Raw genomic sequence first — 18,225 nt, 5'->3', positions numbered from 1 at the left:
CAGACATGCGAACTTTGGAAGACATTGCCGCCAGCCTCCAGGGCTATGACCCGCAGGCCCTGCCCGCCGACACGGCGAACCAGTTTTTGCAACAACTGGTGCAACCCGTATCGGAAACTGTAGACATCCCATTGATAGATACCCTGGGCCGCGTGCTGGCACAGGATGTGATTTCCCCCATCGATGTGCCACCCCACGACAACTCGGCGATGGACGGCTACGCGTTCGATGGCAAGGCGCTGGGTGATGCGCCGCTGACGCTGGAAGTCGCCGCAACCGTGCATGCAGGCGCGGCGTGGTCCGGTAGCGTGAATGCCGGGCAATGCGTGCGCATCATGACCGGCGCCGTCATGCCTGCCGGTCTGGATACCGTGATTCCGCAGGAACTCACGCAAAGGGATGGCGAACGAATCGTGGTGCCCGCAGGCGTGTTGCAGGTCGGCGATAACCGCCGCCTGGCAGGTGAAGACCTGCGCCGCGGCTCAGTAGCACTGGCCGCCGGTAGCCTGCTGACACCGGCTGCGCTGGGACTATTGGCCAGCCTGGGATTGCCGTCGCTCACCGTTCGGCGGCGGGTGCGCGTGGCCTACTTCTCTACCGGCGACGAAATCATGCAGTTGGGCGAAACGCCGCGCAGCGGCGCCGTGTACGACAGCAACCGTTACACCTTGTTCGGCCTGCTGACACGACTGGGCGTGGAAGTCGTCGACATGGGTCTGGTGCGCGACGACCCAGAGGCGCTGGAAGCCGCTTTCAGCAGCGCTGCCGCGCAAGCCGACGCCATCATCACCAGTGGCGGCGTCAGTGTCGGAGAAGCCGACCATACGAAGGCCACGATGCGCAAACTTTCCGGCGATGGCATTGCCTTCTGGAAGATCGCAATGCGACCAGGTCGCCCGATGGCAGTCGGCCGTTTGGGCAACTGCATCCTGTTTGGTCTGCCGGGCAATCCAGTGGCGGTCATGGTGACATTTCTGGCTTTTGTGCGGCCCGCGTTACGCAAGATGATGGGCTGCAATGCCGATCAACCGGTGCTACTGCAGGCGCAAGCCGGGCATGCCATCCGCAAGAAGCCAGGCCGCACCGAATACCAGCGCGCCTGGGTGCAACCCGACCCAGATGGCCGACTGGTCGCCCGCATCACCGGCAACCAGGGTTCAGGCATTTTGAGTTCGATGGTGCAAGCCAACGGCTTGCTAGTGTTGCCACACAACCAAGGCAATGTCGCTGCGGGCGACACGGTTCAGCTGATGATGTTCGATGGCGTGATTTAGCCCCTTAAGGCTTTTTCAACGCCCTGGTTCGCCAGCCCATCGGCCCGCTCGTTGCCCGGGTCTCCGGCATGGCCCTTGACCCAGCGCCAGTCAATCGTGTGTCCGGACGTGCTGACCAGTTGGTCCAATTGCTGCCACAGGTCGACGTTCTTGACGGGTTGCTTGGCGGCAGTTTTCCAGCCCTTGGCTTTCCAGCCCACCAGCCACTCGGTAATGCCCTTGAGCACATACTGGCTGTCCAGATGCAGCGTCACATCACAGGGGCGCTTGAGCGCTGCCAGTGCCTGAATCACTGCCATCATTTCCATACGGTTGTTGGTGGTGCCCAACTCCCCGCCGCATAGCTCCTTTTCCGAACCATCTTCGGAGCGCATCAACACGCCCCAGCCTCCTGGTCCGGGGTTGCCCTTGCAGGCGCCATCGGTGTAGATCACCACTTTGTTCATTCTTGTGTTCCTGTCATTTTCCTATCCCGTCGGCTGTGCGTCATGGGCACGGTGGCACCGACCCGCTTCGTGTTGGTCTTCCAGGCGGGGCCCAACAAGCGCATGCCGCGCACGCGCTTGACCGCTACCAAAAAATACGCGGCCCCCAAAATAGGCCACCAACGCGCACCCGCGCGTTCCATCCATTCAAAGCGCTGCAGCATTCTTGCGCTATCGACTGCCGGTCGATAGCAGCCAAATTTTCCCACTTCAATTTCGAATCCCAACAGTCGCAACCAGTCACGCATGCGCCAATAGCCAATGAACTCGCCCGCTTCGGGCAAAAACAGTTTGCCAAAGCCCATGCGTTGGTAAAGATGGGCGCGGCGCTGGCGCATCGCCCACAGACTGACGGAGTTCAGGCCACAAATCACCACACGTCCTTCGGGCACCAGCACCCGCTCCACTTCACGCAAGGTGGCGTGCGGGTCGCTGCTGAACTCCAGGGTATGTGGCAGCAGCACCATATCCAGGCTATTGGCCGGAAACGGCAATGCCGCATAGTCTGTAAACAGGGCAACGCGTGAGGCCGCAGCGTCCAGCGGAATGGCGTGGTCCACGCCCAACCATTGGTGCGGCATGCGGTTGGCCTGCAGGCCGTGCATCTCGGGCAAACCAAGCTGCAATGCGTGGTAGCCAAAGATATCTGCCACCGCACGATCGACCTGCGCGCGCTCCCAGTCCAGCAGGGTTTGTCCTGCCGGGGTCTGAAACCACTCGTGCATACCTATAATTTGATCGCTCATGACGTTAATACCGCTGCCCGCCTTCACTGACAATTACATCTGGATGTTGCATGACGGGCATGGCGCACTGGTCGTAGACCCGGGAGACGCACAGCCGGTACTGCGAGCACTGTCTGAGACAGGCCTGCAGTTGCACACCATTTTAGTCACGCACCACCACAACGATCACACCGGCGGCATCCAACAACTGCAGGAATCCACCGGTGCTGCAGTTTACGGACCTGCGCGAGAAAACATCCCCACCGTACAGCATCGCCTGCAAGACGGTGACCATGTGCATGTGATGGGTCTGGATTTCCAGGTTTTGGATGTACCCGGGCACACAGCCGGACACATCGCCTATTTTTCTGAACAAGCCCAACCCGCTCCCATTCTCTTTTGCGGCGACACGCTGTTCAGCGGGGGCTGTGGGCGCCTGTTTGAGGGAACTCCACAGCAGATGCTGGCCTCGCTGGAACGGCTGGCAGCGTTGCCGGGCAAAACGCAAGTGTGCTGCACCCATGAATACACCCTCTCCAATCTGAAGTTCGCGCGGGAAGTCGACCCCGACAACCAGGCACTGCTGGAATACCAGCACCGTTGTCAGGCTTTGCGTGCCGCTGCGCAGCCCACTTTGCCCAGTACCATCGCGCAGGAATTGAAGATCAACCCCTTTTTACGCAGCCATGACGCTGCGCTCATCACGTCTGCGCGCCGCTTCGATGCGGCCGGCGTAGACCAGCACGGTGCGTTTGCCACCCTGCGCCAATGGAAAAACCAATACCAATGAACTGTTTACGGATTGCCAGCCTTGTCGCCTTATTGAGTCTGGCTGGCTGCGCCACGCCGGTAGTAACTGCCCCGGCCTCTGCGCCAACGGTGCATGTTGCTGAAGCCAACAAGCTGCCATCTACACCGGGCAAGGAAGTGACGCCTGCGACCCCATTGGCGCAACGGCCTCAGGTCTACCCCCAACCCGCACCCGATTTGCCTCTGGTCCCCGTCGATCTGCAGCAAACCAACACACGCATCGTTGCTCCCCTTGCGGCACCGAATGACCTGTGGGAACGCATACGCCGTGGCTACGCTATGCCAGACTTGGACAACCCGCTGGTGCGTGACCGGGAGCAGTGGTATGCCACCCGTCCTGATTACATCTTTCGAATGACCGAGCGGTCCAAGAAATACCTGTTCTACATCGTTGAAGAGCTGGAGCTGCGCAACATGCCCACCGAACTGGCGTTGCTGCCTTTTATCGAAAGCGCCTTCAACCCGCAAGCTGTGTCAGGCGCGAAGGCGGCGGGCATGTGGCAGTTCATGCCGGCTACCGGCAAATACTTTGAGCTCAAGCAAAACGCCTTTCGCGATGACCGGCGCGATGTGATGGCCTCTACCCGTGCAGCGCTGGACTATCTGCAGAAGCTCTACAACATGTTTGGTGACTGGCATCTCGCGCTGGCCGCCTACAACTGGGGTGAAGGCAGCGTAGGCCGCGCCATTGCGAAGAACCAGCGCGTGGGCCAGGGCGTCGGTTATCTCGACCTGAACATGCCGATGGAAACGCGTATGTACGTGCCCAAGCTGCAGGCGGTCAAAAATATTGTGGCCACCCCGGAGTCGTTCAGCTCAAAGCTGCCGCGGATTGAGAACCACCCTTACTTTCAGAGCGTCACCATCCATCGCGACATTGATGTAGCCCTGGCCGCCAAACTGGCCGACGTTCCGCTGGATGACTTCAAGGCACTCAACCCCTCCATCAACAAACCCGTGATTCTGGCAGCAGGTACGCCTCAAATCCTGCTGCCGTGGGACAACGCCGAGGTCTTTCAGACCAATCTGGAGAGCTATGGTGGTGGCCGCCTCGCGAGCTGGACAGTCTGGGTTGCTCCGGCCACGATGCGCACTGCCGAGGCGGCCAAGCGTGTGGGCATGAGTGAGGGTGAATTCCGCACTGTCAACAACATTCCGCCACGGGTGGTGATCCGCGCCGGCTCCACGCTGCTGATTCCACGCGGCGTGCGCGTCGAGCAGGACGTCACCAGCAAAGTGGCCGACAACGGCCAGCTGTCTCTGGCACCGGAAATCGTGCAAAAGCGTCTGGTGATCAAGGCTGGCAAGGGCGAAACGGTAGCGACGGTTGCGCGCAAATACAAGACATCCACTGCCAACGTAGCACAGTGGAACAAGGTGTCCAGTTCGGCGGCATTCAAGCCCGGCCAGCAGGTTGTGGTCTATGTCACTGCAAGCACTAAGCCTGCTTCCAGCAATCGCGTCGCCAAGCGCGCGCCGCCCAGAAAGACTGGCAAGCGCTAAAGCGCAAAGAGATTAGCGGTATCCAATGAACAGGATGCCGATATTGACCACGAGGGCAGCGCACCAAACCATGCTGCGTACGTTGGGCATGCCAGCGACGTACATCATGATGTACAAAATACGCAGCACCACGAACAGGAATGCCAGGATGTCCAGACGGCCCTGGTGCGCGCCCAACTGGTGGGCAATGATGACCGCGCCAATGAACAGCGGCAGTGCCTCAAAGCTGTTGGCCTGCGCCGCATTGGCGCGGGCGCGCCAGTCGGTCTGACGGGCCAGCCAGGTGCGCGGATTGTGGTTGTCGAAGCCGCCCTCCTTGCGGGGTATGCCGAACTTGCCGCCCTTCGCAAGGCCTGCACAAACGATAGGCAGCAAGGCAGCAACCAGGACACACCAGTAGGCAATCGTGAAGTGGGCGTAAGGCATCGAATTCTTTCTCTCTAAAAATGGCAGTGGGGTCCGTCGCAATCCTGGTTTTAGCGACGGTCTGCAAGGGCATGGGCAATCGTGCCCAGATCAACATATTCCAGTTCACTTCCTACCGGCACGCCACGTGCCAGCCGGGTGATCTTCAGGCCACGGGACTTCAGTCCTTCGGCGATCACATGGGCCGTGGCTTCGCCTTCGGCGGTGAAATTGGTTGCGAGAATAACTTCCTGCACGGTACCGTCTGTCGCGCGCTCAAACAGCTTGGCCAGGCCCAGGTCATTGGGACCGATGCCGTCCAGCGGACTGAGCTTGCCCATCAGCACGAAGTACAAACCGCGGTAAGCCAGCGTGCGCTCCATTGCGGATTGATCGGCCGGTGTTTCGACGACGCAGAGCTTGCTGCGGTCACGCTCTGGGTCTTCGCAGGTGCGGCAAAGGCGCGCTTCGGTAAAGGTATGGCAGCGCTCGCAGTGGTGCACCTGCTGCACGGCCTCTTCCAGGGCACGCGACAGTGTTTGCGCGGCGGCGCGGTCGTGTTGCAGCAAATGAAACGCCATGCGCTGGGCAGATTTGATGCCAACGCCAGGCAGGCGTTTAAGTGCCTGGATCAGCACGTCCAGCGCATGGGTATCCGACATGCTTAGAAGGGTAGCTTCATTCCGCCAGGCAGACCCGGCATGCCTGCAGTGATCTTGCCCATCTTCTCGGCAGAGGTTTCTTCTGCCTTGCGCACTGCGGCGTTGAAAGCGGCTGCCACCAGATCTTCCAGCATGTCCTTGTCGTCAGCCAGCAGGCTCGGGTCGATGGTGATTCGGCGCACCTCATGCTTGCAGGTCATCGTGACTTTCACCAATCCAGAGCCGGATTCAGCGCTGACTTCGATGTTGCCCAGTTCGTCCTGGGCTTTCTTCATGTTGTCCTGCATGGCTTGCGCCTGTTTCATCAGGCCAGCCAGTTGTCCTTTGTTGAACATAATTTCCTTTCGTAAGACCTTGTGGGTCAGACCATCCGCTCAGCGTGTGCTCTGACCCCAACTGATTAAATGGGTTTGATCGTGCCAGGCACAATTTTCGCGCCAAAGTCACGCATCATCGCTTGCACAAAGGGTGCTTCAAAAATAATCTTTTCTGCGGCCAGCTGTTTTTCAGCAGACGCAGCAGCGTTGCGGCGCCCCGGGCAGTCGGTCACACGCCCCACTTCGACCGCCAGTTTGACCGCATGCCCTGCCGCGTGTAGTGCAGCGCTTAAGCGGTCGCGGCTTCCCGGTTGGTTCAGCGACTCACGTTCCACGCGCAGCAGCCACTGGTCGGTATCGCGTGCTACCAATTGCGATTGCAACGCCAGTTCGCGCACCAACGCAGCAATGGCCTCGGCCTTGATCAACTCCTGCACCAATGCATGCCAGAAATCACCCTCTTCGGTGGGGATCAAGGTCGGAGTGGCCGGTTGTGCCGGCATATCGGCATGCGATTCGATCTGTTGCCGCACCGGAACTGCTACAACTTTAGTAGCTGCTTGCGCACTCTGCATGGGCGCTACAGGCACTTTTGGCACTGAATCCTGAGTGATGGCAGGTGCAGGTGCACCAGAACGCACGGACAACACCTGACCGGGAGGAACCTCGTCTTCCCAGGGCTGTGGCTTCGCGTGGGCCGTAGCTTGCTGCGCGGGCTGTGGTGCGGGTTGCAGCGTCGGTTGTGGCGCAGCGGGTTGGGGCTGAGGCCGGGGTAGCGCCTTGGGTAGCGGCCCGACTTCGGGTTTATCTAGAGTTTTTTTTTCAGCCAGCGCAGATTGCGGCTTGAACGCCAGCAGGCGTAACAACACCATCGTCAACGCAGCGTATTCATCGGGCGCCAGGCCCAAATCAGCACGGCCATGCAGGCAGATGCTGTACAGCAATTGCGTTTCGTCTACAGGCATCAGCGCGGCCAGTCGTGCAGTGTCCGCCGCCTCAGGGTCGGTATCTTCGTCAGTCGCATGGCCCACCGTCTGCACCACGGCCATGCGCTGCAACACGGTAGACATTTCTTCCAGCGTGGACGCCGCGCTCAGACCATTGAGACGCAAGGCCTCAGAGGTCTCAACGACAGTCTTGCCGTCGCCTGTCGCCAGCGCCTCGATCAGCCGGAATACATAGGAGCGGTCCACACTCCCCAGCATCTGACGAACAGTCGCTTCCTGCAACTGCCCAGAGCCAAATGCTATTGCCTGGTCTGTCAGCGACAACGCATCGCGCATCGATCCACGCGCAGCGCGGGCCAGCAGGCGTAAAGCCTGCGGCTCGGCGGGCACATTCTCCTTGCCCAACACGAAAGTCAAATGTTCACGGATAGTTTCCGGCGCCATCGGCCGAAGGTTGAACTGCAGGCAACGCGACAGCACCGTGACCGGCACCTTCTGCGGGTCGGTCGTGGCCAACACAAACTTCAAATACTCGGGCGGCTCTTCCAGCGTCTTCAACATTGCGTTGAACGCGGTGTTGGTGAGCATGTGCACTTCGTCGATCATGAAGACCTTGAAGCGCCCCTGCACCGGCTTATAAACCGCCTGCTCCAGCAGCGACTGCACTTCATCCACACCGCGGTTCGAAGCCGCATCCAGCTCGGTGTAATCAACAAAACGGCCCGAATCAATATCGGTACAGGCCTGGCAAACACCGCAAGGCGTCGCCGTGATCCCACCGTTGCCGTCCACGCCCTGGCAGTTCAGCGACTTCGCCAGAATCCGCGACACCGTAGTCTTGCCGACACCCCGCGTACCGGTAAATAGGTAGGCATGGTGCAGTCGCTGGGTCGTCAACGCATTGGTCAGCGCCTGCACCACATGGTCCTGCCCCACCATTTCGGAGAAATTGCGTGAGCGGTATTTGCGGGCTAGCACTAGGTAGGACATGTTCTGATTCTAGGCGAAGGGATACAGACAACTTCACCTCTGGATCAGGCGTGTCGGGTACTCCCCTCCGCGAATGTCCCCCGGGGCCGTGAGGGCCCCTCCTCCTTGATTTCGCTGCGGGGAGCACCCAACCCACCTAATCCCACCGAGGTGCAGGTTTACCAATGTCTTAAAGACCCATCGCACGAAGCAGCTCCCGTTGAGGGTGCGGGGTGTGCGTTTTGCGTAGGTAAAGGAGGAGAGCCCTCACGGCCCGGGGGACACGGAGCAAAACGTATGCCCCGCGCCATCAGCGGGCGAAAGAAAACCCGCAGCGAGCAGTCAAAGTGTCTTACTGACCCACAAGAAAGGTAATCCAACTCAGCCTACAATAGAGCTTGACGGGCCTCCCTGCATGGTGAAGCGGCCAACCGGGTCAGGTGGGGAACCAAGCAGCCCTAACTGTGGAGCCAGTGCCAGGATCAGGCTCGTCAACCCCCTCTTTCTCAGTACATTCATCGCGCTTTTCCCGCGATTCCTCGCACGCCGACGCATTCCGTCGCAACTGCGTGGCGATCTTCGGGGTAACTACCTACATTTCACTCCATCAGGCCGCTGTGGTCTGCAACCGGAGAAATGAAATGACTTACTCAACACAACGTTCTACCCGCCTTGCTGGCTTCGTAATGGCTGTCCTGATGGCCGCTGTGGTTAATGGCTCCATGCTGTGGAAAATGGATGACATGGCGCAAAATGGCAGCCAGGGTATGAGCTACCAAGTGCCCAGCTACATCACGCTGGAAACCGTGACCATCGTGGGACACCAGTCCTAATTCAGGAGAACTTCGTGAAAGCTTTGCTGCTTTTTATCGGGTGGTTCATTTTGCTGAGCTTGAGCTGGCCGCTGGCAGTGCTCGCTCTGGTGCTGTGGCCCCTGGTGTTTATCTTGTCGATTCCGTTTGCAATTCTGGGCATAGGAATCGGCGCGGCGCTGGCCCTGCTGAAGGCCGTGCTATTCCTGCCTGCACGCGTGCTGGGCTACCGCGGCTGAGTCGCGGAATATTGGGCGGCACTCTGCCCCGCCCGCACGCCACTGGCGAAACTGGCCTGTAACAAGTAGCCGCCTGTAGGCGCTTCCCAGTCCTTATAAAGTCAACACTTATTGACTTGCCCTGAATTTGTCTTGAGACAATTTAATGTCATTTAAGATTTCTTCAGTAAATGCCCAAATACGGATTCAAGGTCAAATATTTCCAGCCTCATGAGTTGGAAAAAGCTGGCTTCGGCAAGGTTGCACACATTCCTGCAATCTTTGACTCCGAACCTGGTTACGCAAGACTTCCGAGCCAGTTTCTAATTGATCGCGCTTTAGGTTTATGGGACCCTGTTTGGAGAGGTTCTCGACCTGCATATAAAAAGCCTTCTCGGACCTCAGTCAAAAACAACGCATATTGGCTTTGCAATTGCCTAGAGTGGGCAGAGGCACGTGGACTGGATTTAATGACTGCTGAGTACTCGTCAGACTTACTCGGCCGCTACCAGATAGAAATGCTCAAGGGGATCTGGTCTAGCCGAGGAACCCCACTATCAGAAACAACGGTAAACCTTCGAGTCCAAACTGCACTTGATTATCAAATGTGGGGGGCTGACAAGGGCCATAGGGCCTCCTTCGAAATCCCAACTCAAACACGAAGCTTTGTTTTGGAGAGTTCTAAGAAGGCCCGCAGCTTCGAAATTAAGTCCGTAGAGTCTCGACAAGGGAAGGCGAAAGTCAACAAACGTACGCTAAGTTTTCCATCCGATGAAGAAATTTGGGCATGGCGTGGCCGAATTTATGGCCGGCCTGTCATTGGGAAGACTGAAGGTCTGATGGTTGATCATGTTCTCAACACCGCTATACGACGCGAAGAACTTGCATGTTGGAGAGTTGACACCATTCCTCTAGATCAAGAAGACTGGAATATCGTCAATAAAGATCAGCCGAAAGAGGTATGGCAAATTTCCATTGAAATAAAAATGGGCGCTAAGGGTACGGAGTACTACATCGATGAACACGACGACAAGGTCGGTCCACAAGACAGCATTTTGGTCCCGCATTGGCTTGCCATTCGAATTGATCAGTACAGGAATGGAGAGCGCCTCAACGCGTTAAAGAAACTGACAAAGGGTGTTCGGGACCCACTTAAGGCACGCAAACTACTTAAAAACAGCGTACATCTATATATCAACCCGAAAACTGGCACCCGGTATACAGGAAGTCAAATCTATGAGTTTTGGACAGCCGTTGATCGCCCACGGCATTGGAGTCCACATCTGGCCAGAGATTGGTGGGCTTGCCAATACTTGTGGGACAAGATGCAGGAACACATATCGTTGATCAAGAAGATTCAAAGAGATTCAGTGCTTGACGCAGATCACCCATTGATGCGAGCACTAAAGGACACGATGCAAACGGTAATTCAACTAGAGATCCGCCCTCAGTTGAGACATGCCCGATCTGCAACATCAGAGATATATCTCGAATGGCTTTTCAATAGGCTTCGAACACCCTTGGGCTTGTCGCGCAAGTGGCTTGAGGAACTGGATTCAATATGAGTATGTTCGCAAACAACAAGGACCGTTTGAAAGAACATACTGGCATGACGTTGGTTGTTCCAACAAATGTGTTCACCAGTACTGATCCCCTCCTGTTTTGGACAAACCATCCAACAGAAAATACTCTGGTCGATCTACATATCTTTGCCGATGGTGAAGGTGAACTTAATGAGAATTCAAAGAAACGAGGCGTTTGGGGTGGAGCATATTCAGGTCGCCCAGAGCTCATAGCGGAACTGGCCCCCGCCCTTCAAGCGAGACTTAGTCTTGCCACGGAACTTACTTGCAAGAACTACAAGGCTGCGCTACGCAGGTTTTGGCGTTTCTTTGACGAGTTTGAGCAAATTGAATCCCCGAGCGGACATCCCAATGAACGAGTTTCAAGTGTCAAGGATCTCACGCACATTCATGAAGCTGTGATGCATCAACAAAAAATCACTGCGCAATCCTTCAGCATATTTATGGCAACTGTGAATGATGCTCGCAGTTTGATGCGCCTTGGTCCAGTTGTCTGGACACCTCCCTCAGATCCTGAACCAGATCGACATTTAATTCCCGATGGCGAAGCAAAAGAAGTTCGAATTGCAATAAAACGTGATTGGGAAAAGGTGCGTTCAGAGTGGGAACGAAACGATGCAATCATGCGCGGCGAGGAACCTGACACGCTATCGGAGTATGAGAAGGAAAATGTCGATGCCGTGCGCAAATATGCAGAGGAAGTGGAGGTGTTGCAGCGAAATTGGCAGCACCTAAAGCGCATCCAACTGAGAACTGGCAATGCCCTCCCCACTCCAGAGCAACTGCAAGATGGCCTTCCCAGCTTGAATGCTTATACCAAGCTTTCAACTACAACAATGAGAGGGATTGCCTTTCCGACCAGGAGAGAAGCGGACATAGCATTTCACATGGCACTGGCTGGTTGCGGCTGGAATCCCTCAACGCTCATTGCGGGTGTTGATGCCACATTACCTGAACGGATATTTGATCATCCCAAAAGCGATAAGCAAGCCGTTCTAATACTTAGTGAGGATGAAGATATAGACCTCGACGAGGTCACTATGCAGGGAAAGAAGCGACGTGCCGGTAACCGCCTGCAATTTTGCTCGGGTCTCAAAAAAAATCCCGACTCTCCCCCCAATATTGTTGCGAAATATTTGGGGCGAAGCGCAACATTGCGCAAACAGTTGAGTCTGATAGTTCGAGTCTCGGAAGAGGAGATGGATCGCCTTATTTCTAGCGGAGCCCCTCAAGAGAAGCTTCAAAGCAAGTTCTTGGAATTGCAAAAGTTGAAGCAAGGACTTAGAAACGTTTGGCTGTACGTCGACCGACGGGGAACAATAAATTGGATCGACGGCAAAGCTTGGGCGGTCTATTCGAACTCATCGAAAAATGGACTTATCGTGTCTTACCTTGAGCAGGTCATTGGCAAGCTGAATGCGTCTCGAAAAGTGCGCAAACTACCAGAAATCGCCGTGATCGTTCCAAGCGATTTTCGAGACATATATGCACGATGGGTTCACGCGCAAACGGGTGGGAATGTCCTGGCTGTTATGTTTGCACTCGGACATGCCAAACTCAAATCAACTGATCGCTATCTTCAAAACAATGTATTTGATGCTGAGAACGATCAGCAGGCAAAGAAGGTCATAACCTACTTTATTGCAGAGCTTGAACGGGGTCGCGTGGACCTCACAATCCTCTCGCATCTAGTTCGTTATGGTGAGCTCTCCCAAGATAAGCTCACGCGACTATTTGAGTACCGCAGCATGATGCGTTCGCGAGTACAAGTTGCATGTTCTGATCCAACTCTGCCTCCCCGTGATATTTCACCTGATCACGCAGAAGGTAAATTGTGCGGAACTCAGCGCTGCCTTCGCAACTGCGCGAATGCCCGATTCCTACCAGAGAGTTTCGATGGAATCGCTATGCGAGTCGAAGAGCTGCGAGCAATGTCTGATCATCTTCCAGTTGAAACGTGGGTTCAAGGCGAATATGAAACCGAATTGGAAGCGGGAGAATATTTACTACATAACCTTTTCGAGCAGATTGAAGTCAATGCAGCTCGATCACGATGGCGCGCAAAGATTGAAGCTGGGTTACACGTGGTGCCCGGAGTTGGATTTATTCGGAAGATGGAGCAGCAGTGCAACACCACAATCTGCTGAACTCGAACGCCGAGGAACAAGGACGAACTGCACTCCTGAATCATTTTGCACTCGAAAATGTCCAATACCTTTCAATTGCGGACCTCCAGAATGCGCAGTTTCTTGCAGGCCATGGCAAGACTTGGGGGACTTGGGAAACACCAAAGGACCTAGCCCCAGGAAAAATTGGGGTGAGTCTTCGAGCGTTCCACATTCGCAAGCGAATCAAAGCATATCTTCAGAGCGAAACTGAGTGTCCAGAAGAATTTGTAGATGAAGGGGTAGTGGCCGTCACTCGTTTGGGACTTCTATTACGAATTTCTCCTTCAGGGGGCCGGGGTGGAGGCAGGAACCAGCGTCTAAAACCTCACACAGTGGCAAAGCTTCTCTACGTTGAAATTTGCCAGATGGTTGCACGGGCAATTGAGCGACGAACTGAACTTCCAAACTCAATTGGCCTTTTCTCTTGTCTGACACTTGAGGATGTCCATGAATTTGCAGCATCTGTGGGAACCCGAATTGAACTAAATCGGATTGCAACTCTGATTTCGCGTGGATGGTGGTCTGACGCGCCTCCACATTACAACATTGCCTCTCAAACTGATCCACGTGGACCCAAGGCCATTACCCATCCTCAATCCATCGATGGCGAGTTTCAGGCAATTTCCGACAACTTTCTTGTGCAAGCTGGACCGCGCGTAATGTGGTTAATCCAAGATCTTGGACCCAACATACTCTTGCTATCGGAGAATTTTGCGACCTATCTTGAGCAGCTTGACTGGGCACATCTCACCTTTAGCAAACTCATTGGCAGATACGGTCTCACTACAAAGTTTTTTGCGTCTCATGCTGAGAAGTACCCCTGGATAGACAGGTTCGGGAGTCCACTGGAACACACCTATTCACTTGAAGACCCATCCGGAAACGAGATTTGGCCTCCCACAAATTTTAAGCAACTCAAGACTTTGAGTGCAGCACTTCAGGGCGCTCATTTGTTTATTTCCTTGCTTTCCTGCGCCGCGCGAGTTGGGGAAGTTGAAAGCTTGTCTCGTTCATGCGTTACGACAAAGCGTGACAGAAACAACTATGTTCATGGTTGGACCTACAAACTCTCATCGAATTTGTTTGGAGATAGGCGCCAGTGGCCAGCTCCAGATGTCCTTGTTATGGCACTTGGGCAACAATCAAGACTGGCGAATGTGTCTGATCGATTGCCTGCGGGTAGATTGGAAGATGGCCTCCCAACTACTAAGCCAACTCATGGAGCTCTGTGGCTATCTCTCGGTACTGGTGGTCAGGCAAGTCCAGGGACGCCTCTTGTCAAAACCGGGCATGCCCTAAAAATGCTCGCTGTGCGCTTGGGTTTGGATCCTAAGCCAGATGGCATCAACCTTCACCCACATCGCTTCAGGAAGACTGTTGCCAGGGTCGCTGGTGTAGCTCTATTCAACTCGCCTTTAGTCCTTAAGCGTCTATTCGGTCATAAGTCCATAGAAATGACGCTGCATTACATACTTTCAGATCCCGACCTTCGGACTCAGGCAGAAATCGTTTTGCGAGAACTGCGAGTCATGCATTGCGCCGAGACACTGGATGAGATTCGCGATTCCATATCGAATGGAATTGCCCCGCCGGCTCATAGTGGTGCGCAGACTACTGTGTTGGCAAACACAATTCGTGAACATGAATCGCGTCTCAACAAAGTTGGGCGTGTGTGGACAAACCACACTGCGTACGACCTAGCCCAAATGTTGACCGCAAATGGACAGGGTTGGCGATTCATCCAAAAAGACGTCGTCTGCTCGAAGTTGCCTGGCGAAGCTGGACTTTGCCGAGCCAAGAAAAGTCGAGGTGAACCTGATACTTCGAATTGCAAGTCCGAGTGCAGCAACCGAATTGTCCTTGCACGCCGTAGGCGAGATGTAAAGGAGGTGGCAAATAGTTATCTAGACATTGCGTGCCAGGCATTTGAAGATGAACAGTTCTTGGTATTCCACGATGCAATGACACGCTTTGTTGATGAGGTTAACTCCTTCCCAGACATCAAGATTGAGTTCTTGGCAAAACCTGATGTGCAGACGCTACTTGCCGCCTTCACTCAAAGCGCTTCATGACCAGTCAGCATAAACGTGGTGCTGCTCTGCGCGGCGCTGCTCGTACATCAGATGTCGAACTGCGGATCAAGCAAGCAATGAAGGAGATTGAGGAGGAAATTGCTGCGAATGGCGGCGTTTTCCCCAAAAATGGAGGCTTAGTGACTTTGCTTGAGCTTTCACTGCGTGCTGGTATTGACGAATCTACGCTGTACAAAAAGCGGGAAGCGAATCAGCTATTGAAGAAGTTCGCTAATACTTGGCTAGATTCTCTAAAAATAATTGATGATGATGAGGCCGGTAAGCCTCTCAGAAAGACTGCGACTCAAAGAGCTGATGAATGGCGAGATAAATACATTGCACTTGAAAAGCGCCACGCTCTAACCGAGCTGGAGCTTCAGTCAATTAAGGCCGATCTCGAAAGTCTTCGTACTGAAAATGCTTTGCTTGTTCAACGTCTTGGGGCAATCAGTACAACGAATGTGACACCGCTCAAACCCCAAAAGCCCATTTAGTGAGAGTTCCAACTATGGCTTCCGTTTTCAACAGCAAGCGTAAACGGGTATGGGTTCTCTTAGCCTTAGTTATCCAAGTACAAGGGCATGCCAATTCGCTTTATGTGGCTGCCAATATGCACTCTGGTCTCTTGTGGCACACCAGCGATCGTCGCGAATTCATCCCACCGTGCTATAGCCTCTCCCACCGCCTTGATCACTATAGGCACCTCGCGGCTGATACCGATTTTTTCAGCGAGTATGTGTATGTCCTCGCGTGTGATGCCCAGAAACTTGCCGTTGATCGACATCTGGTGCTGGTTGATCCATCGGTTGGTGGGGTCATATGCAAAACAGATGTCATAGGCCGGGGTCAGTTCCCATTTGCCGTTTTCACGCAATAGGAACGCGAAGTTTTTGGTATGGTCATCCCAGTTCACTGCCATCGTATTGAACACTAGGCGGCGCAGCATTTGCCGCATGGCGTCCTTACCTAGCTCCAGGCGCATCATTACGTTAAACAGTTGACGATAGCTGTGGACGCCAGTTTGCTTGTAGTCCAGATGATCCATCGCGCACAACGATTGCATGTGGATTCGCGTATTGCCTTCGCGGTCAAAGCGCTTTGTCATGAAGTGGGCGCGGTCGTTTTCCGTCAATAGCCTGCATGGTGCCATATCCACCCCGGCTGCTTCGGCCATCAGGTAGTAGGCGTATTCAGTTCGCCCAAAGCCTTTTGTTTCTCCAAGGCTTGAATCGTCCTTCAGGCCGTCGAATTTGAGTATCCAGTGCTCAAAACCTTCTGGCACATCAAACTGTCCGGCGCGTAGTTCGTCGGTTTTTGGATTCCAGGCGACAGTGGCTTTGGCCCGCGCCCCTCCAGCTGAGGTGCCTACCTGAATGATCTGACTCAAGGTGGTTTTGGTGAGCACTTCATTTTTGAAGCTGCCTTCGAGTGCCATTCGCGCGGCATCAACCAATTTGCCCAGCTGGAGCGCGGTGGCTGAGCTGGTGTTGGATCCGCGTGTTGGCTTGAATTCCAGGGCGCCCATGCTGCGCTTGCCCATGTAGGCCAGTCGGTCCAACGCCGTGATGCGGTCGGCCGGAACGCCTTTATCCGCCATCCAGGCGTTGATCAGTGCATTGCCAAACCTATCCGGCAATGCGTCCGCGAGCATGGCCGGTAGGCGCTGGAATGTCTCTTGCGGCAGGCCGGTGAAGATGAAGGGCTGGTTGGCCATGGACAGCGGCATTTGCAGCGGCGCCAGTTCAATTCCAGCTCTAACCCATTTGGGGTCGTACTCAAACGCGAAATAGTCTTTTGTGGGATCGTTGGCCACAGCCCCAACACGCTTGCCCCACATGCGGACTTCCACTACGTTTACAGGCTTGAATGTCGCCATAGGCGCCTACTTCGACTTGCGCGCCCGTTTGCGTGCAGTTGTTGATTGCAATAGATGCTGCATTGGGCTGATGCTTACCTCGGGCTGCAAAGTCTGCAGCCAGTCCAGTCGTCCCAGAGCACGCAGTACCTTGACCATTGTTCGAACCGTAGCGCCGTTACCGGCTTCCAAGTTTTGGAGTGCGCCTATCGATACATCCGCTTCGTTCGCTAGCACAGCTTGGCTTTCATTTTTGCGCAGCCTAGTATTTCGGAATTGCTCACCTAAGAGCGCCTCCAGATTGGCTATAGTGTCTGGCATATCAGTCATATATATGGATACTAAGTGCTATTTGTGTGCTCAACACCTACTTATGTAGACATAATCTAGCAATCCCTCATGAATTGCAAGAATACATTGAAGTGTTAAACACATATTTATATGTTTAATAGTTAATTAATGACTTAATGCATATAAATGTGTGTTTAATCATTAAATCTACCAGATCAATGAAAACAATCATCCATGCCATGTGCCACGCCCTACTTACTTGACATACTTGACAAACTCAACAAACTTGATTAAATTCAAATCATGTTGGAAATATCCCAATTTCGGAAAACTAGGACGGAAACGCACGAGACCGTCAAAAGCTTCGCTATTGAGTTGCGAAAAGAAACGTCTGCCCTTCTGGAACAACTGCAATCCGCAGGAATTCATAAGGAGGACGAAAATTCACTACTTTCAGACAATGACAAACAGCAGCTACTGAAATATCTGCAGGAGTCTCATAGGTCCGCCCAAATTGAGCGCAAAACAATCACAGTTGTAGTACGGGGCAAGACGAAGACCATAGAAAGGTCTCCCTCCAGTTTAGATTTTCAAACTGGCGAAAGTAGTGACGTGATTGAGGTTCAGCGCCCAAATACAAACAAAGTGATTTTGGTCGGCAATGTTGGTCGAGGAAGCACCAAACCGACATACACAGAAAGCAAGGCCTGGTACGAAGTAGTTGCGGCGTTTCGGTATCTATTCGGCAGATTTCCCAACGCAGAGGAAGCTGACGCGCTGGAAGATGCAGCTACCGTCTTCACCTTCGAACCAAGAAGAAGGCAGAAAGTCCATGTCCGTGAACTAATAGCGCGAATTCGCCACGAAGTGGATCCGCAGTATTTGGACGTCGTTCGAACTGCGGTCTATGCACTTGCCGGCCATGGGAACCACGGAAATCGACTTTCCCGCGACATATTCAATGCACTCTATGCAAAGGGCATTCCAGCGTCCCAGACAGGACTACACGTCGGCAGCGGAATAAAAGCGCGGTCCTCAGTTGCAGCAGCAGCATGGCGCTTGCTACGTCTCAAACACTTTCTGCCTTCTTGCGTGGCCACAATTTCGTTGGCATGAGAACGCGGCCGTT

At 54.4% G+C, this 18,225-nt stretch carries 17 protein-coding genes and 1 other RNA gene; 11 read left to right on the top strand and 7 right to left on the bottom strand.

What is annotated here, in order from left to right; translation table 11 throughout:
* The first annotated feature begins 5 nt into the window (after positions 1 to 5).
* The gene (gene moeA, locus AC1DV6_RS08530) at positions 6 to 1,274 is read left to right on the top strand and encodes a molybdopterin molybdotransferase MoeA (protein ID WP_477977025.1); all 1,269 of its coding nucleotides are present in this window, start codon (positions 6 to 8) and stop codon (positions 1,272 to 1,274) included.
* Here the strand turns inward: moeA and rnhA are convergent.
* Together rnhA and AC1DV6_RS08520 are read right to left on the bottom strand one after the other, a co-directional pair.
* Positions 1,271 to 1,720 (bottom strand): ribonuclease HI, encoded by a 450-nt coding sequence (gene rnhA, locus AC1DV6_RS08525; protein WP_477977024.1) that lies wholly within the window; start codon positions 1,718 to 1,720, stop codon positions 1,271 to 1,273. The two genes, moeA and rnhA, sit on opposite strands and share 4 nt — an antisense overlap.
* Positions 1,717 to 2,505, bottom strand: a complete 789-nt coding sequence (locus AC1DV6_RS08520) for a class I SAM-dependent methyltransferase (RefSeq protein WP_477977023.1) — start codon at positions 2,503 to 2,505, stop codon at positions 1,717 to 1,719. The genes rnhA and AC1DV6_RS08520 overlap by 4 nt, the downstream gene beginning before the upstream one ends.
* Between AC1DV6_RS08520 and gloB the strand changes: the two genes are divergently transcribed.
* Both gloB and AC1DV6_RS08510 read left to right on the top strand, forming a co-directional pair.
* Entirely contained in the window at positions 2,504 to 3,274 is a 771-nt protein-coding gene (gene gloB, locus AC1DV6_RS08515) for a hydroxyacylglutathione hydrolase (RefSeq protein WP_477977022.1), read from the top strand. The two genes, AC1DV6_RS08520 and gloB, sit on opposite strands and share 2 nt — an antisense overlap.
* On the top strand, positions 3,271 to 4,797 hold the full coding sequence (locus tag AC1DV6_RS08510; RefSeq protein ID WP_477977021.1) for a transglycosylase SLT domain-containing protein: 1,527 nt from the start codon (positions 3,271 to 3,273) through the stop codon (positions 4,795 to 4,797). The genes gloB and AC1DV6_RS08510 overlap by 4 nt, the downstream gene beginning before the upstream one ends.
* Before the next feature lie 12 nt (positions 4,798 to 4,809).
* On the opposite strand, the gene AC1DV6_RS08505 is transcribed toward AC1DV6_RS08510, so the two are convergent.
* The 4 genes from AC1DV6_RS08505 to dnaX all read right to left on the bottom strand — a co-directional run bounded on the left by AC1DV6_RS08505 (position 4,810) and on the right by dnaX (position 8,118).
* Positions 4,810 to 5,223 carry an MAPEG family protein gene (locus AC1DV6_RS08505; protein WP_477977020.1) on the bottom strand — a complete coding sequence of 138 codons (414 nt, stop codon included), beginning with the start codon at positions 5,221 to 5,223 and terminating at the stop codon, positions 4,810 to 4,812.
* A 50-nt stretch (positions 5,224 to 5,273) separates the two neighbouring features.
* Complete coding sequence (recR, locus tag AC1DV6_RS08500; protein ID WP_477977019.1) at positions 5,274 to 5,864, bottom strand: recombination mediator RecR; 591 nt, start codon at positions 5,862 to 5,864, stop codon at positions 5,274 to 5,276.
* Between the two features lie 2 nt (positions 5,865 to 5,866).
* Positions 5,867 to 6,199 (bottom strand): YbaB/EbfC family nucleoid-associated protein, encoded by a 333-nt coding sequence (locus tag AC1DV6_RS08495; protein ID WP_477977018.1) that lies wholly within the window; start codon positions 6,197 to 6,199, stop codon positions 5,867 to 5,869.
* Between the two features lie 65 nt (positions 6,200 to 6,264).
* Entirely contained in the window at positions 6,265 to 8,118 is a 1,854-nt protein-coding gene (gene dnaX / locus AC1DV6_RS08490) for a DNA polymerase III subunit gamma/tau (protein WP_477977017.1), read from the bottom strand.
* A gap of 379 nt (positions 8,119 to 8,497) precedes the next feature.
* On the opposite strand from dnaX, the gene ffs reads away from it, so the two are divergent.
* The 7 genes from ffs (at position 8,498) to AC1DV6_RS08455 (ending at position 15,444) form a co-directional block, all read left to right on the top strand.
* An RNA gene (ffs, locus tag AC1DV6_RS08485) (signal recognition particle sRNA small type) lies at positions 8,498 to 8,593 on the top strand.
* A 145-nt stretch (positions 8,594 to 8,738) separates the two neighbouring features.
* The gene (locus AC1DV6_RS08480) at positions 8,739 to 8,930 is read left to right on the top strand and encodes a hypothetical protein (RefSeq protein ID WP_477977016.1); all 192 of its coding nucleotides are present in this window, start codon (positions 8,739 to 8,741) and stop codon (positions 8,928 to 8,930) included.
* A 14-nt stretch (positions 8,931 to 8,944) separates the two neighbouring features.
* Positions 8,945 to 9,148 carry a hypothetical protein gene (locus AC1DV6_RS08475; protein ID WP_477977015.1) on the top strand — a complete coding sequence of 68 codons (204 nt, stop codon included), beginning with the start codon at positions 8,945 to 8,947 and terminating at the stop codon, positions 9,146 to 9,148.
* A gap of 170 nt (positions 9,149 to 9,318) precedes the next feature.
* A complete protein-coding gene (locus tag AC1DV6_RS08470; protein ID WP_477977014.1) occupies positions 9,319 to 10,692 on the top strand; it encodes a hypothetical protein in 1,374 nt (457 codons plus the stop codon).
* Complete coding sequence (locus AC1DV6_RS08465) at positions 10,689 to 12,857, top strand: hypothetical protein (RefSeq protein ID WP_477977403.1); 2,169 nt, start codon at positions 10,689 to 10,691, stop codon at positions 12,855 to 12,857. The genes AC1DV6_RS08470 and AC1DV6_RS08465 overlap by 4 nt, the downstream gene beginning before the upstream one ends.
* Positions 12,836 to 14,950 (top strand): hypothetical protein, encoded by a 2,115-nt coding sequence (locus AC1DV6_RS08460; protein ID WP_477977013.1) that lies wholly within the window; start codon positions 12,836 to 12,838, stop codon positions 14,948 to 14,950. Before AC1DV6_RS08465 ends, AC1DV6_RS08460 begins: the two co-directional genes overlap by 22 nt.
* On the top strand, positions 14,947 to 15,444 hold the full coding sequence (locus AC1DV6_RS08455; RefSeq protein WP_477977012.1) for a hypothetical protein: 498 nt from the start codon (positions 14,947 to 14,949) through the stop codon (positions 15,442 to 15,444). Before AC1DV6_RS08460 ends, AC1DV6_RS08455 begins: the two co-directional genes overlap by 4 nt.
* A gap of 65 nt (positions 15,445 to 15,509) precedes the next feature.
* Here AC1DV6_RS08455 and AC1DV6_RS08450 read toward each other — a convergent pair whose 3' ends face one another.
* Positions 15,510 to 16,826: a type II toxin-antitoxin system HipA family toxin gene (locus AC1DV6_RS08450; protein ID WP_477977011.1), complete on the bottom strand. Its 1,317-nt coding sequence runs from the start codon at positions 16,824 to 16,826 to the stop codon at positions 15,510 to 15,512.
* A 573-nt stretch (positions 16,827 to 17,399) separates the two neighbouring features.
* Between AC1DV6_RS08450 and AC1DV6_RS08445 the strand changes: the two genes are divergently transcribed.
* Complete coding sequence (locus AC1DV6_RS08445) at positions 17,400 to 18,212, top strand: translation initiation factor IF-2 N-terminal domain-containing protein (protein ID WP_477977010.1); 813 nt, start codon at positions 17,400 to 17,402, stop codon at positions 18,210 to 18,212.
* The last annotated feature ends 13 nt before the right edge of the window (positions 18,213 to 18,225 follow it).

Source organism: Rhodoferax sp. P2_H8_2 (assembly GCF_056403235.1).
Note: the sequence above shows the minus strand (reverse complement) of the source record. Positions and strands in the feature narration are given on the sequence as shown.

What these genes read in the sequence shown, in the direction of transcription:
- AC1DV6_RS08520 (WP_477977023.1), bottom strand. Translation starts at nt 2,505, where the DNA reads ATGAGCGATCAAATTATAGGTATGCACGAGTGGTTTCAGACCCCGGCA.
- gloB (WP_477977022.1), top strand. Translation starts at nt 2,504, where the DNA reads ATGACGTTAATACCGCTGCCCGCCTTCACTGACAATTACATCTGGATG.
- AC1DV6_RS08445 (WP_477977010.1), top strand. Translation starts at nt 17,400, where the DNA reads ATGTTGGAAATATCCCAATTTCGGAAAACTAGGACGGAAACGCACGAG.
- AC1DV6_RS08455 (WP_477977012.1), top strand. Translation starts at nt 14,947, where the DNA reads ATGACCAGTCAGCATAAACGTGGTGCTGCTCTGCGCGGCGCTGCTCGT.
- AC1DV6_RS08510 (WP_477977021.1), top strand. Translation starts at nt 3,271, where the DNA reads ATGAACTGTTTACGGATTGCCAGCCTTGTCGCCTTATTGAGTCTGGCT.
- AC1DV6_RS08480 (WP_477977016.1), top strand. Translation starts at nt 8,739, where the DNA reads ATGACTTACTCAACACAACGTTCTACCCGCCTTGCTGGCTTCGTAATG.
- rnhA (WP_477977024.1), bottom strand. Translation starts at nt 1,720, where the DNA reads ATGAACAAAGTGGTGATCTACACCGATGGCGCCTGCAAGGGCAACCCC.
- AC1DV6_RS08505 (WP_477977020.1), bottom strand. Translation starts at nt 5,223, where the DNA reads ATGCCTTACGCCCACTTCACGATTGCCTACTGGTGTGTCCTGGTTGCT.
- moeA (WP_477977025.1), top strand. Translation starts at nt 6, where the DNA reads ATGCGAACTTTGGAAGACATTGCCGCCAGCCTCCAGGGCTATGACCCG.
- AC1DV6_RS08450 (WP_477977011.1), bottom strand. Translation starts at nt 16,826, where the DNA reads ATGGCGACATTCAAGCCTGTAAACGTAGTGGAAGTCCGCATGTGGGGC.
- AC1DV6_RS08495 (WP_477977018.1), bottom strand. Translation starts at nt 6,199, where the DNA reads ATGTTCAACAAAGGACAACTGGCTGGCCTGATGAAACAGGCGCAAGCC.
- AC1DV6_RS08470 (WP_477977014.1), top strand. Translation starts at nt 9,319, where the DNA reads ATGCCCAAATACGGATTCAAGGTCAAATATTTCCAGCCTCATGAGTTG.
- dnaX (WP_477977017.1), bottom strand. Translation starts at nt 8,118, where the DNA reads ATGTCCTACCTAGTGCTAGCCCGCAAATACCGCTCACGCAATTTCTCC.
- recR (WP_477977019.1), bottom strand. Translation starts at nt 5,864, where the DNA reads ATGTCGGATACCCATGCGCTGGACGTGCTGATCCAGGCACTTAAACGC.
- AC1DV6_RS08465 (WP_477977403.1), top strand. Translation starts at nt 10,689, where the DNA reads ATGAGTATGTTCGCAAACAACAAGGACCGTTTGAAAGAACATACTGGC.